The sequence below is a fragment of the Dyadobacter koreensis genome, assembly GCF_900108855.1.
Lineage (GTDB): Bacteria > Bacteroidota > Bacteroidia > Cytophagales > Spirosomataceae > Dyadobacter > Dyadobacter koreensis.
In genome coordinates, this window is the sequence record NZ_FNXY01000004.1 from 440,812 (window position 1) to 453,767 (window position 12,956).

Genomic DNA, 12,956 nt, shown 5'->3' on the forward strand with positions numbered 1-12,956 from the left:
ATAAACTTTTTATTTCCCCCATTCATCGGGTTGAACGCGCCATTCGCTCAGATTTTCAACCTGTTCGGAAGTAACATATTCGTGCTCAACGGCAGTGCTTATCAGCGCATCGTAGTTGCTCAGTACACTTAGTTTAACATCTTTCTCTTTAAAATTATCTTCCGCAACTTTGAAACCATACGTGAATATTGCCACCATTCCAGCCACCTCTATTCCTGCATTTCTAAGCGCATCAACAACCTTTAACGAGCTTCCGCCGGTAGAAATCAGGTCCTCCACGATAATCACCGACTGGCCTTTTTCCAATCGTCCTTCGATCTGATTTCCCATTCCGTGTTTTTTCGGCTCCGGGCGCACATATGCAAAAGGAAGTTCAAGCACGTCCGCCACCAAAGCTCCCTGTGCGATTCCGCCAGTTGCAACTCCTACCACGGCGTCAACATCCGGATATTCAGATTTTATCAAATCGGCAAGTGCTTTTTTAATAAATGTCCGGGTATCCGGAAAAGATAACGCCACGCGGTTATCGCAATATATAGGTGAAAACCAGCCCGAACTCCATTGAAACGGTTTTTCAGGGCTTAGTTTTATCGCTTTCGCTTCTAAAAGTAATTCGGCAACTCTGCTCGATATGGGTGTTTCCTCTGCCATATTATTCGTTGGTATCGTCTTTCTTATTATTAGTAATCAGTAATTTATCAATTCTGCTTTTATCCATATCGATCACTTCAAAATCGAAATGTTTCCATTTAAATTTCTCACCGGTCTTGGGGATATTTTCAAGTACATGCAGGACGAATCCGCCTAAGGTATTAAATCCTATGAATTCTTTCCGTTCGGACTCCTGCATATTCAAATCAAAATACTGGATAAAATCATCGAAAGGAAGTTGTGCATCAATCAGGAAGGTTCCGTCATCTCTTTTTATGATCTCTGACTCTTCCTCATCCTCTTCCGAAATATTTCCAACCAGGGCATCCATGATATCATGCATCGTCACAACGCCAAGAAGTCCGCCATATTCATCAACTATAATTCCAAAATAAACCTTTTGCTCCTTGAATTTTTCAAGTGCCTGATAGGCGCGGTTGCTTTCGGGAAGATATACAGGCTCACGTAAAATGTCAGTCAAATCAGCAAGTTTTACTTCAAGATCAGTAGCTAAAAGATCTTTTATATAAATTAATCCTACAACATCGTCGACTGTATCGCGGCAAACCGGATAGATCGAATGTCTTGATTCCAGCACTTTCGCCTTGTTTTCTTCAACTGTATCTTCAACGTCCAGCCAGACAATCTCCTGACGGTTTGTCATCAGCGAAGTGATTTTCCGGTCGCCCAGCTGAAAAACATTATGTACAATTTCCTGTTCAATCTCTTCAAAAACACCGCCCGTTGTACCTTCCTGAATCAGGCTTTTTATTTCTTCTTCCGTAACAGAATTTTCACTTTGCTTGATATTCAGCAATCTGATTATTAAATCGCTGGAAAAACTGAGCAAGGAAATGAATGGTGCTGTAGCCACCGAAATCAAATTCATCGGCCGCGCCATAAATTTTGAAATCGCTTCCGGATTGGCCATTCCGATACGTTTTGGCACTAATTCGCCGAGCACGAGAGACAGATACGTAATCGCAACCAGCACCGTCCCCACCGCCAACGTATGTGCATAAGGCATTAAAAGTGGAATACCTGCAATTATTTGTTCAAAGTCAGCGGTGATATTGTCTCCACTGTACATCCCCGTGAGCAGACCTATTAAAGTTATACCGATCTGAACAGTGGAAAGAAATCTATTAGGAGAATTTGCAAGATTTAGAGCTGCCTTTGCACTGGAATCGCCGTTACGCGCCGCCGCTTCGAGCCGGGATTTTCTTGATGATACCAGTGCGATCTCAGACATGGAGAAGATTCCATTGAGAAGCACTAAAAGTAATATGATAAGGAGTTCCAAGAAATTATTATTTATTATTGATGCAAATTTATCAATAATAATCACTGTCTAAACTAAACTCTTTACTTAATTTTGCTCATCGACATCCGTACCAACAACAAATGATTATTTTTTTCGACGACCGTCCCTTCCGAATTGTACGGACAAATCAATTAACTGCCGCTGAAACATCTGATTTTGATCTGATTGTTGATCTCAGACTAGAGAAGCTTCAGAAGAGTATGCTCACAGGCCATGTTCTTTTTCTGAATGCAAATTCGACCACGGCTATCCAGGCAATTGGCTTGCTTGAAAAAGAAATTCCAAAACAGATGCTTTCGATTACGATGGCAACCCGCGAAAAGGCGGATGTGGAAGAGAAAGTAAAAGGTTTGTACAAAGTCATCAAAGCAGCAGGAGGAGTTGTTGTGAAGGGTGATAAATGGCTTTTTATGTTCCGCCGTAAAAAGTGGGATCTGCCGAAAGGTAAACTTGATAAAGGAGAAAACTCTAAGAACGCTGCCATACGCGAGATTGAGGAAGAAACCGGAGTGAAGGCCATTGTTCGTGACAAGATCTGTACGACGTGGCACACGTATACCATGAATAACAGCCGTATACTTAAACGCACCAAGTGGTATTTGTTTGACTGCCTGGACGATTCAAAGATGAGTCCTCAGGAAGAAGAGCAGATCGAAAAGCTTGAATGGTATACGTCAGCAGAAGCAAAATCGATTCTGATTAATTCCTTCAGTTCGATCCGTTATGTGGTCGATAGTTTGAAGAAAAACCAGAATTTAAAAGAGCAGTAAACAAAATTGTGCTGTACAATCCCATTGTGCAGCACAGTTTTTAATTTTCTACCAAGATTTATTACCATGTTTAAGGGCACCAAACTATATAGCATCTTCGCAAACAAATGCCCCAAATGCCAGACGGGCAATTTTTTCAAGACAAATAATCCTTACAATTTCAAAAAATTCGACAAGCTGAATGAAAAATGCGAATATTGTAAGGAGTCATTTACCAGAGAACCTGGTTTCTACATCGGATCCATGTATGTAAGCTACGCGTTATCGGTGGCTTTGATGGTCGTATTTTTTGTAGGTTTTGTGCTGATACTTGATCTTGATATGTATTATGTCCTGACAGGTCTGGTAGCTTCTTATGTTGTTTTGATTCCTGTCATGTTTCGTCTCGCGCGCCTGATCTGGATCAATATTTTCGTGAAATATGATCCTGAAAAACGGCAGCTGGCTAACTAGGAAAAGGAATCGAAATTGTAGATAGATTCTCACTAGCTTAAATCAGGTTAAGCTAGTGAACGCATTACAGCCCTGAGTTTTTCAATTCTCTCAATTTATTTAGTTCCGAAAGAGAATATGGCAAAAAGTCGTCCACTCCCTGCCCATATCGGTGAAGATCGCGAATAATACTTGAACTGATTGGTGCCAGATTTGGCGAAGTAATTAAAAAAACTGTTTCAATTTCTTCATAAACGAAACGATTCACCTGAGCAATACCATTTTCATATTCGAAATCCGTCGTATTTCGCAGTCCTCTCAATAAGAACTTTGCTCCAATTTCTCTCGCAATTCTTGCCGTAAGATCGTTATAAGTAATAACGCGCACATTTTCTTCCTTTTCAAAAGTCTTTTCAATCAATTCTTTCATCACGTCCAAAGGAAAATAACGCTGTTTGCTGGAATTGTTTCCGATACCAACGACCACCTCGTCAAAAAGTCTCAGACCCCGTAAAATGATATCTTCATGCCCTTTCGTAAATGGATCAAAAGAGCCGGGAAACAATGCGATTCGCTTCATAAATTCTAAAAACAGGAGAGCTAAAAATTGGAATGGCAATTATACCTAAATAAACAGAAATGAAGTACAGAAGTACTTCATTCTAATCATATTTTAACTATTCAAATCTTAAAGATATTATTAAGAAGAAACCAGATATGTGTTGAAAAGACCAAAATAACGGTGCCCTGGAATATCTCCGCAATGAGTACTATATCTTAGTGTCGTCGGTCCGCTACCAATTTCAATGTTCGGGAAAAATTTATTCAGTTCCTGGAAAGATTCCGAACTGGGGCTAACTTCTCCATAACACAAAACTTTCATTTCTTCCGGGAGGTAGTTGAGTTCGTTAAGTGCAAAAAGAACGATATAAGCTAATTCCTGGGGTTGAGAATATTTAAATCTGTTGCACAAAATAAGCTGTTGACTCTCGGTGATGATCAGCGTAAAATATCCCTTTTCCAGATAAATAGATACCATCTTTAACTCTTGATGTTCAGCATGACTGACAAGTGCGCCAATAATCAATGGACTTGTCAAATGATAAAATGCTATATCGGACGACTCGAAATGTGTCGCCATCCAGTCGTACCATACTTTTGGGATGCTAAATACATTATTCGCATGCACCAGTGGAATTTCATGGTACAAGACACGTTCTTCTTTATCTACCGGATGCCCCAGCGCAAATTCCAGATAACTTGGCGCCGAATCTTTTTCAAAAATCAAGGTAGGAATTAAACTGAAAGCATGAGAATTAATAGCCACGCGAACATTTTTCCAATGGTTGGATGACCAAAGTAAATGTCCGGTAAATATTTTCTTCAATCTCTCAAAAACCTCATCCTGAGTCAGCACTACATCAAAATTGTAATCTTCAAGCCAGATACACTCCATCTTTTCATCCCGGACGATACAAAAACGTATGCGTCGCTCATCCACTTCAATGCATAACGTACAAAACGGAATAGCATCTGCATCAAATGAATTATCTCCCACTAACAGCGTAGGAATTACTTCAATTGCCTGGTTTTCAATTTGTGCCACAATCTGATTTTAAGTGATTCTTATTAAACTATTATGCTTGTTTCTAATTTTAATCCGTCATATATCCGCGAAGTGAAAGAATATCTTCCAAAGTTTCGCATTTCCGAAACAGCCCGTGTACCTGATTTTGAGGAAGTAATTTTATATCCTCCATTGACATAAAATCAACCTCCTGCAAAATTTGGTTTCCATCTGAAAATTCAGGATCGAAACCTATTGATAAATCTCCGGATATGATCTTTACCTGAAAAAAAATCTCAACTGCATGCAAAGGTGGTAGAATTAATTCATTTACAAAAAGCATTTCCCCAACTTCAACCACCAGCCTCGTCTCTTCTAAAAATTCCCGGGATAAAGCGGAGGCAGCACTTTCACCAAACTCCATACCTCCGCCAGGAGGGCTCCAGAAAATATTTTCGGAGCCGACAGAAGTGTGCCTGACCAATAAAATACGATCATCGACGACGCAAATCCCGCAAACGCGAACCCGTAATTTGTTACCGTAGAGCTTATGTAATTCCTGTTTACCTGCTTCCAACCCAGAATATTTTTGGAAAAGCAAAGATAGTGAACCTGCCAGATTTGACAAGTTTATAATTGGGAAGTCATAACAATCCCTCCCCTGGTGAATTTCACAGGGTAAATTTGCATGTCAGCGCTAAATCAGGCGTATGGTGTACCCGAGATATATCCTTCGAGAGATTTAATGTGGGCTTTTTGTTCGCGGATAATAGCGGATACGATATCGTTGATCGATATAATCCCCACCAATTCGCCTTTTCTGTTGACAGGCAAATGCCGGATATGCTTATCTGACATAATCTGCATACAATCTTCAATTTTCTGATCGGTTTCAACTGTTATCACTTTATCCGTCATGACGTCACCAATGAGTGTGTCACGAGAAGCACGGCCCATTAAGATTACTTTTCGCGCGTAATCACGCTCGGAAAATATACCGATCAGTTCTCCATCTTCCAGAACCAGGACAGCACCGATATTTTTTTCTGCCATGAGCTCCAATGCCTGGAAAACGGTTGTCTCTTTTGTGATCGAGAAAATAGCATCGATGGACTTGCTGGCGAGCACTTGATATACTTGCATAGACGTTCAGGTTATGATGAAAAGATGAACTTGAAAACTAATATAGCTATTTACTATGGAAAAGTCCAATAAATTCAAAGTATATTTTTGTTACTCAATGTCGACTTTGATATTCGCTTTTCATCGTGTAGTTTCGCAAGCATGGAAGCGAATCAAATACTGCCGTCACAGAGACTTGTTAAAAAATTTCCGTTCAGACCAACCAAGGGACAACTTCGTTTCTTTGCGCAGACGGATGATTTTTTGATCGAAGAAAGTGGTCTGGAAAGGTATCGTGATTGCTTTTTACTCAAAGGATATGCAGGAACCGGTAAAACGACAATTGTCAGTACGTTGATTCAAGTGCTCAAAAATTATGGTTTTAAATCCGTACTGCTTGCTCCCACCGGAAGAGCGGCTAAGGTGATGTCTAATTATTCCGAAAAGATTGCACTTACGATCCATAAAAAAATTTATAAACAAACCTCCGACTCCTTCTCAGGAAGCCTGACATTTCAACGGCAAAAGAATTATCACGACAACACACTTTTCATTATAGATGAAGCTTCGATGATCAGTGATGAGGCGGATTATGGAAATCACAGCCTCCTGGCTGATCTTATTGAATTTGTATTTGAAAATCCTGGTAACAAACTGATGCTAATCGGTGATATGGCTCAGCTGCCTCCGGTCGGAAAGGCGTTGAGCCCCGCACTGGACAAGGCTTATCTGGAAAAAAACTTCTACATGTCAGTTTTTGAAGAAGAATTGACGGAAGTTATGCGTCAGGATGAGCAATCAGGGATACTATACAATGCGACCGAACTTCGTGATCAGCTGAAAAACGAAAAGCCGGATATTCATATCACGACTAAAACATACCGGGACACGTTCCGGATGACCGGTGAAAAACTGGAAGAAGGTCTTCGTTATGCTTTTGATAAACATGGTCAGGAAAACACCATTATACTGACTCGTTCCAATAAATCGGCTGTTCAATATAATGAATACATCAGACGTCAAATAAATTTCTCGGAAGAAGAACTGGATGCGGGTGACCGGCTTATGGTTGTCCGTAATAATTACTCGGTACTTGATGAAGATTCACCGGCAGGATTTATCGCAAACGGCGATTTCGTTGAACTCCTTAAAATCAAAAAAACACAGGAAATTCACGGTTTCCGTTTTGCTGATGTGGTTCTGCGACTTACGGATTACGATAAACAGCCGGAATTTGATGCGAAGATTATGCTTGATACACTTCATTCGGCTTCTCCTGCCCTATCTTCGGAAGACAACCGAAAACTTTACGAAAGTGTCCTGGAAGATTATTCCGATATAAAATCAAAAAAAGAACGTTCGGAAGCGCTTAGAAAAGATCCTTACCTAAACGCTTTGCAGGTCAAGTTCGCTTATGCTCTTACTTGTCATAAAGCACAGGGCGGCCAGTGGAGCGCAGTCTTTATTGATCAGGGGTATCTTCCGGAAGAACAGATTAACAGTGAATTTATCCGGTGGTTATATACCGCAATCACGCGGGCAACGGATGAGGTTTTCTTAATGAATTTTCACTCCTACTTCTTCAAAAGCTGATCAGGAATTAATCAATCGCCGCAGCTCTTTTCAACCGGTCATTTATAGCTTTTCCAAGATCTTTATCTGGAACAAATTCAGCAAAAATCCTGTCAATAGGCTGACTGTCCAGCTCTCTCAGATAAGCAAATAAATTGTGAGCTGCTTCTTTCAAATTACCCGACGGACTTAGCAGACGTTGATATTTTTTATCAATGGATTCGATAAAATGATCAAACAGAAGATATGCAGATAATCCGTTTTCCGGTTGAGGCATATTGTTTCGTTCGCTTAAAAAGAAGGGCTTTCTTGGCGCATAGTGACTTTTCAACATACCCGGCGCTTTGGGGTTCGAAGACGAATGAGACATTATAGCTACTTCGCCGATCACATTTTCAATATCTTCAATCGCCAGACCTCCCAACCTGTAAACGGTCGGAATTTGATCAACAAAACCGATAATCGTCGATTCAATACCAATACCACACTCTCCCCCATCCAGAATGTATGGGATCTGATCTCCTAATTGCTGATTGACGTGCTGCGCAGAGGTCGGACTAATATAGCCAAATGGATTGGCACTAGGTGCTGCCAGCGGAAAATCCAATGCTGCAAGAAGTTCAAGTGTCAGTGGATGATTCGGGATTCTTACAGCTACTGTGTCTAGTCCCGAAGTTACAAGATCGGGAATGATCTCCTTTTTAGGAAGCAGCAAAGTTAACGGTCCCGGCCAGAAATTTTCAGCTAATAAATAAGCCTGCTGCTGAATTTCGCTTACGTATTTTTCCAATTTTTGTAGAGAATCCGTATGTACGATCAACGGGTCAAACGATGGCCGGTTCTTTGTTTCAAAAATGGACAAAACTGCTTTTTCATCCAAAGCATTTCCGGCCAATCCATAGACCGTTTCTGTGGGAATTGCAACTAATTGTTTCTTCCGGAGAAACTCCTTCGCCTGATTTATATCCTTACCAATGATAGCCAAAATCTAATTCTCTTATTTTAGACTACAAAGGTACGGAAAACGTTTTTAATAGATATTTGAGCGGTACTTTTTATACAAAATTCAGTATTCAGAATGTCACCTTGATATGCTTTGCCATATGTTTTGCTAAATCGTTTTTTCTCTATTGGTCTAAACGCGACGTCGGACAGAACCTGATCTCATTTAGATTCTTTTTAAATTAGTTTTAAAAGCTTTAAGATCGATTACTGTTATGCTTTACATGTTTATATTTATTGAATAAATAGTATTTTCTAAATCAATCCTTTACTATGTTCCAAATTAAAGAACAACCTGCTGTTTTTGATGTCTGCATTATTGGATCAGGAGCAGGAGGCGGGATGGCTGCTTATCAGCTTGCAAAAGCGGGTGCAAAAGTAGCCCTTCTGGAAGCTGGTGGATATTTTGATCCGGCTGATCCTAAATACATTACCCAATTAAAATGGCCTTGGGAATCTCCTCGCCGCGGTGCAAGCACCACCCGCCCTTTTGGAGACTTTGATGCTGCATGGGGAGGCTGGGAGCTTGAAGGAGAACCATATACACATAAAAATGGCACAAAATTTGACTGGTTCCGCTCACGCATGCTGGGTGGCCGTACCAATCACTGGGGAAGGATTTCTTTGCGTTTCGGGCCAAACGACTTTAAAAGACATAGCATTGATGGGTTGGGCGACGACTGGCCGATTGGTTATGACGATGTGAAACCCTATTACGATCAGGTCGACAAGCTGATAGGGGTTTTCGGAACAGTTGAAAATATTCACAACGAGCCGGACGGAATTTTCCTACCGCCACCTCCACCACGTTTGCATGAGCATTTTTTGAAGAAAGCAGGAAAAGCGGCAAATATTCCGGTTATTCCTTCGCGCCTTTCGATTCTGACGAAGCCAATTAATGATCAACGCGGCGTGTGTTTTTATTGCAGCCAATGCGGTCGTTCCTGCCAGGCATATGCCGATTTCTCGTCCTCTTCTGTATTGGTTATCCCCGCTGTAAAAACCGGAAATGTTACCCTGATCAATAATGCAATGGCGCGCGAGATTTTGACAGATCCAAATTCGGGACTGGCGACTGGCGTTTCCTATGTAGATCGTGAGAAACTTACTGAGCATACTATCAAAGCGAAAGTCGTAGTTTTGGCAGCAAGCGCGGGAGAATCTGCCCGTTTGTTACTGAACTCAAAATCAAGTCGGCATGAAGGCGGTCTTGCGAATTCAAGCGGCGTGGTTGGTAAATATCTTCACGATTCGACTGGCGCATCACGCAGTGCATTTCTTCCGCATTTGATGGACCGTAAGCGCTATAACGAAGACGGTGTCGGCGGTATGCACGTTTATACTCCTTGGTGGCTAGATAACAAAAAACTTGATTTTCCACGTGGTTATCACATCGAATACGGTGGTGGTATGGGGATGCCAAGTTACGGTTTCGGTTCAGGGATTGAAGGATTGAACGGCAAGTATCCAACTGCAAACGGCACAACCAAACAGGCAGGTGGTTATGGTGCTTCCCTCAAAGAAGATTATCGCCGCTTCTATGGCGCATACGTAGGGATGGCCGGACGTGGAGAAGCCGTACCGAACGTTAATAATTATTGCGAAATCGACCCGAATGTAGTTGACAAATATGGTATTCCTGTCTTGCGGTTCAATTACAACTGGACTGACTACGAGATCAAGCAGGCAAAACATATGCATGAGACATTTGAGGAAATGATCCATGCATTGGGTGGAGTTGCCTTGGGAACGAAGCCAGGCGCTGACACTAATTACGGTATCGCTGCACCCGGCCGTATTATCCATGAGGTGGGAACTGTTCGAATGGGTGATGACAAAAAGTCTTCTGCTCTGAACAAATTTTCACAAGCGCATGATGCCAAAAATGTATACGTGGTTGACGGCGGGTCTTTTGTATCCCAGGCAGATAAAAATCCAACCTGGACTATCCTCGCGCTGTCGTGGAGAGCTTCTGACCATATTATTGAACAGATTAAACAAAAGAATTTATAATAATCACTTCCGGTGATTAAAATTATAGAAAAATGAAACGCAGAGATTCATTAAAAGCATTAACACTTAGCTCACTGGGATTCGCGGCGATGAATCCTCAGGAGGCCTTGGCGGAAGCGCGGGAAATTGAAAGCCAGTTACCCCCTGAAACCCCTCTGAAAATTCCAGGAGGACGTCAGAAAGAAGAGGCGATTCGCGATGCAAAATTGATGAAGGAAAAATTCTTCACCGTATCAGAATTGGCGACGATCAAAGTTTTAGCTGATATTATCATACCAGCCGATTCGAAATCCGGAAGTGCATCCGATGCAGGAGTACCCGCATTCATCGAATTCATTGTAAAGGATATGCCTCAGCATCAGATTCCGATGCGTGGAGGTTTGAAATGGCTCGACAGAGAGTCGAGTAAACGTTTCCAAAAGACTTTTACGCTTTTAACCCCGGCTCAAAGAATTCAAATTGTTGACGATATCGCTTACCCCGAAAATGCGAAACCTATTTTCAGCCAGGGCGTTGCGTTTTTTAATCTGATGAGAAATCTTACAGCGTCAGGCTTTTATACGACGCGAATTGGTATTGATGACATCGGTTATGTTGGAAATACACCAAATATGTGGGCGGGTCCACCGGAAGAAGTTTTGAAGCAATACGGATTTACGAAAGACTAATCAATAAAATAAAAAATAGCGGCCGTCAACAATTTGACGGCCGCTATTTTTGTGCGTAATCTAATCTTAATATAAAGCGTTGCGCTGGGCTTTAACGGTTTCATCTTTAAGAAAATCGTCATAAGACATCAGCTTATCCAGAATTCCTTTCGGTCCTATTTCGATAATACGGTTCGCGATGGTATGTACGAACTGGTGATCATGAGAGTAAAACAACAGGCAACCTGAAAAATCAATCAGACCGTTATTTAATGCTGTAATTGATTCAAGGTCAAGGTGGTTGGTCGGGTCATCCATGATCAACGCATTTGAACCTGAAAGCATCGTGCGTGATAACATACAACGAACTTTTTCACCTCCGGAGAGAACCTTCGCTTTTTTAAGTGATTCTTCTCCCGAAAAAAGCATACGACCCAAGAAACCGCGGATAAAACTTTCATCCTTCTCCTCAGAATATTGACGAAGCCAGTCAACTAAATTCAGGTCAACATCAAAGAATGAAGTTGGGTCTTTCGTAAAATAAGATTTTGTAATCGTCACACCCCAATTGAAGGTTCCCTTATCCGCCTTTTGCTCGCCATTTAAAATATCAAAAAATGCACTGATTGCCAAAGTGTTACGACTCACAAAAGCAATTTTATCCCCTTTATTAACGCTGAAACTCATGTTGTTAAACAACTTCAAGCCATCCTCAGTGGTTTTAGACAATCCGTCAACGGTCAAAATCTGATCGCCAACCTCGCGTTCTGATTTAAATGCGATATATGGATATTTACGTGATGAAGGTTTGATATCATCAATCGTAAGCTTTTCCAACAATTTCTGACGTGATGTCGCTTGCTTGGATTTCGAAGCATTCGCACTGAAACGGCGAATAAAATCTTCAAGTTCCTTGCGCTTCTCCTCAGATTTTTTATTCTGATCCTGACGCTGCTTCATAGCAAGCTGACTTGATTCGTACCAGAAAGAATAGTTACCGGAGAACATCTGTACCTTACTGAAATCGATATCGACAATATGCGTACAAACTTCATCCAGGAAGTGTCTGTCGTGGGATACAACAATCACTGTGTTTTTGAAATCGGCAAGGAAATTTTCCAGCCATAGTACCATCTCGACGTCAAGGTTGTTGGTTGGCTCATCCAGAAGAAGAACATCCGGGTTGCCGAACAACGCTTGTGCAAGAAGAACACGAACCTTGATGTTTGTATTCAAATCACCCATTAACGTTCCATGCATGTCCTCACCTATACCCAAACCGCTTAATAATTGTGCGGCTTCGGTTTCAGCTTCCCAGCCATTCAAATCAGCGAATTCAGCTTCAAGATCTGCGGCTTTTTCTCCATCTGCATCCGTGAAATCTTCTTTTTCATAGATTGCTTCACGCTCTTTCATGATTTTATAAAGACGCTCATGCCCTAAAATCACCGTATCCATGGCTGTATATGCGTCGAACTCAAACTGATCCTGTTTAAGGAAAGTCATCCGTTCGCCGGGATTCATGCTTACCAAACCTGTTTGAGGTTCAATTTCGCCTGAAAGGATTTTCAAAAATGTCGATTTACCTGCTCCATTCGCCCCTATTATACCATAACAGTTTCCAGGTACAAACTTTATATTTACTTCGTCAAACAACACCCTTTTGCCGTACCGCAAGGATACGTTCTGAACCGTAATCATCTTAAAACTAATTTTTTATGAATGAAAGTGCAAAATTACAAAAAATAGAGGGATAATCTATGATTGAAGATAATGATATCCTCAGTTTCTATAAACTTCCCAAACAAAAGAGGCCGATTAACACCGGCCTCTTCATTGATATATTTGCTATCAGA

Annotated in this window: 13 protein-coding genes; 5 read left to right on the forward strand and 8 right to left on the reverse strand. The window is 41.3% G+C overall.

The window, feature by feature from the left end; all coding sequences use genetic code 11:
- Positions 1-9 precede the first annotated feature (9 nt).
- Together pyrE and BMY70_RS14140 are read right to left on the reverse strand one after the other, a co-directional pair.
- Positions 10-651: an orotate phosphoribosyltransferase gene (gene pyrE, locus BMY70_RS14135; protein ID WP_090335850.1), complete on the reverse strand. Its 642-nt coding sequence runs from the start codon at positions 649-651 to the stop codon at positions 10-12.
- 1 nt (position 652) lies between these two features.
- Positions 653-1,999: a hemolysin family protein gene (locus BMY70_RS14140; RefSeq protein WP_445438682.1), complete on the reverse strand. Its 1,347-nt coding sequence runs from the start codon at positions 1,997-1,999 to the stop codon at positions 653-655.
- 56 nt (positions 2,000-2,055) lie between these two features.
- Between BMY70_RS14140 and BMY70_RS14145 the strand changes: the two genes are divergently transcribed.
- Both BMY70_RS14145 and BMY70_RS14150 read left to right on the forward strand, forming a co-directional pair.
- Positions 2,056-2,745: an NUDIX hydrolase gene (locus BMY70_RS14145; protein WP_090335853.1), complete on the forward strand. Its 690-nt coding sequence runs from the start codon at positions 2,056-2,058 to the stop codon at positions 2,743-2,745.
- 66 nt (positions 2,746-2,811) lie between these two features.
- Positions 2,812-3,198 (forward strand): DUF983 domain-containing protein, encoded by a 387-nt coding sequence (locus tag BMY70_RS14150; protein ID WP_090335855.1) that lies wholly within the window; start codon positions 2,812-2,814, stop codon positions 3,196-3,198.
- Between the two features lie 64 nt (positions 3,199-3,262).
- Here BMY70_RS14150 and coaD read toward each other — a convergent pair whose 3' ends face one another.
- From coaD to BMY70_RS14170, 4 genes are all read right to left on the reverse strand, one after another.
- Positions 3,263-3,757 carry a pantetheine-phosphate adenylyltransferase gene (coaD, locus tag BMY70_RS14155; protein WP_090335858.1) on the reverse strand — a complete coding sequence of 165 codons (495 nt, stop codon included), beginning with the start codon at positions 3,755-3,757 and terminating at the stop codon, positions 3,263-3,265.
- 120 nt (positions 3,758-3,877) lie between these two features.
- Complete coding sequence (locus tag BMY70_RS14160; RefSeq protein ID WP_090335861.1) at positions 3,878-4,783, reverse strand: DUF3822 family protein; 906 nt, start codon at positions 4,781-4,783, stop codon at positions 3,878-3,880.
- A 49-nt stretch (positions 4,784-4,832) separates the two neighbouring features.
- Positions 4,833-5,321, reverse strand: a complete 489-nt coding sequence (locus tag BMY70_RS14165; protein ID WP_090336534.1) for an NUDIX domain-containing protein — start codon at positions 5,319-5,321, stop codon at positions 4,833-4,835.
- A gap of 125 nt (positions 5,322-5,446) precedes the next feature.
- Entirely contained in the window at positions 5,447-5,887 is a 441-nt protein-coding gene (locus BMY70_RS14170; RefSeq protein ID WP_090335863.1) for a CBS domain-containing protein, read from the reverse strand.
- 141 nt (positions 5,888-6,028) lie between these two features.
- Between BMY70_RS14170 and BMY70_RS14175 the strand changes: the two genes are divergently transcribed.
- Complete coding sequence (locus tag BMY70_RS14175) at positions 6,029-7,459, forward strand: ATP-dependent DNA helicase (protein ID WP_090335865.1); 1,431 nt, start codon at positions 6,029-6,031, stop codon at positions 7,457-7,459.
- A gap of 7 nt (positions 7,460-7,466) precedes the next feature.
- Here BMY70_RS14175 and BMY70_RS14180 read toward each other — a convergent pair whose 3' ends face one another.
- Entirely contained in the window at positions 7,467-8,423 is a 957-nt protein-coding gene (locus BMY70_RS14180) for an L-threonylcarbamoyladenylate synthase (RefSeq protein WP_090335867.1), read from the reverse strand.
- A gap of 290 nt (positions 8,424-8,713) precedes the next feature.
- Here BMY70_RS14180 and BMY70_RS14185 point away from each other — a divergent pair, with 290 nt between their 5' ends.
- Positions 8,714-10,453 carry a GMC family oxidoreductase gene (locus tag BMY70_RS14185; protein WP_090335870.1) on the forward strand — a complete coding sequence of 580 codons (1,740 nt, stop codon included), beginning with the start codon at positions 8,714-8,716 and terminating at the stop codon, positions 10,451-10,453.
- Between the two features lie 32 nt (positions 10,454-10,485).
- On the forward strand, positions 10,486-11,121 hold the full coding sequence (locus BMY70_RS14190; RefSeq protein WP_090335872.1) for a gluconate 2-dehydrogenase subunit 3 family protein: 636 nt from the start codon (positions 10,486-10,488) through the stop codon (positions 11,119-11,121).
- Between the two features lie 66 nt (positions 11,122-11,187).
- Here BMY70_RS14190 and BMY70_RS14195 read toward each other — a convergent pair whose 3' ends face one another.
- Positions 11,188-12,801 carry an ABC-F family ATP-binding cassette domain-containing protein gene (locus BMY70_RS14195; RefSeq protein WP_090335875.1) on the reverse strand — a complete coding sequence of 538 codons (1,614 nt, stop codon included), beginning with the start codon at positions 12,799-12,801 and terminating at the stop codon, positions 11,188-11,190.
- Positions 12,802-12,956 lie beyond the last annotated feature (155 nt).

Excerpts from the sequence above, each read along its gene's own strand:
- BMY70_RS14145 (WP_090335853.1), top strand. The coding sequence starts at position 2,056 with ATGATTATTTTTTTCGACGACCGTCCCTTCCGAATTGTACGGACAAAT.
- BMY70_RS14185 (WP_090335870.1), top strand. The coding sequence starts at position 8,714 with ATGTTCCAAATTAAAGAACAACCTGCTGTTTTTGATGTCTGCATTATT.
- BMY70_RS14150 (WP_090335855.1), top strand. The coding sequence starts at position 2,812 with ATGTTTAAGGGCACCAAACTATATAGCATCTTCGCAAACAAATGCCCC.
- BMY70_RS14170 (WP_090335863.1), bottom strand. The coding sequence starts at position 5,887 with ATGCAAGTATATCAAGTGCTCGCCAGCAAGTCCATCGATGCTATTTTC.
- BMY70_RS14175 (WP_090335865.1), top strand. The coding sequence starts at position 6,029 with ATGGAAGCGAATCAAATACTGCCGTCACAGAGACTTGTTAAAAAATTT.
- BMY70_RS14190 (WP_090335872.1), top strand. The coding sequence starts at position 10,486 with ATGAAACGCAGAGATTCATTAAAAGCATTAACACTTAGCTCACTGGGA.
- coaD (WP_090335858.1), bottom strand. The coding sequence starts at position 3,757 with ATGAAGCGAATCGCATTGTTTCCCGGCTCTTTTGATCCATTTACGAAA.
- pyrE (WP_090335850.1), bottom strand. The coding sequence starts at position 651 with ATGGCAGAGGAAACACCCATATCGAGCAGAGTTGCCGAATTACTTTTA.
- BMY70_RS14195 (WP_090335875.1), bottom strand. The coding sequence starts at position 12,801 with ATGATTACGGTTCAGAACGTATCCTTGCGGTACGGCAAAAGGGTGTTG.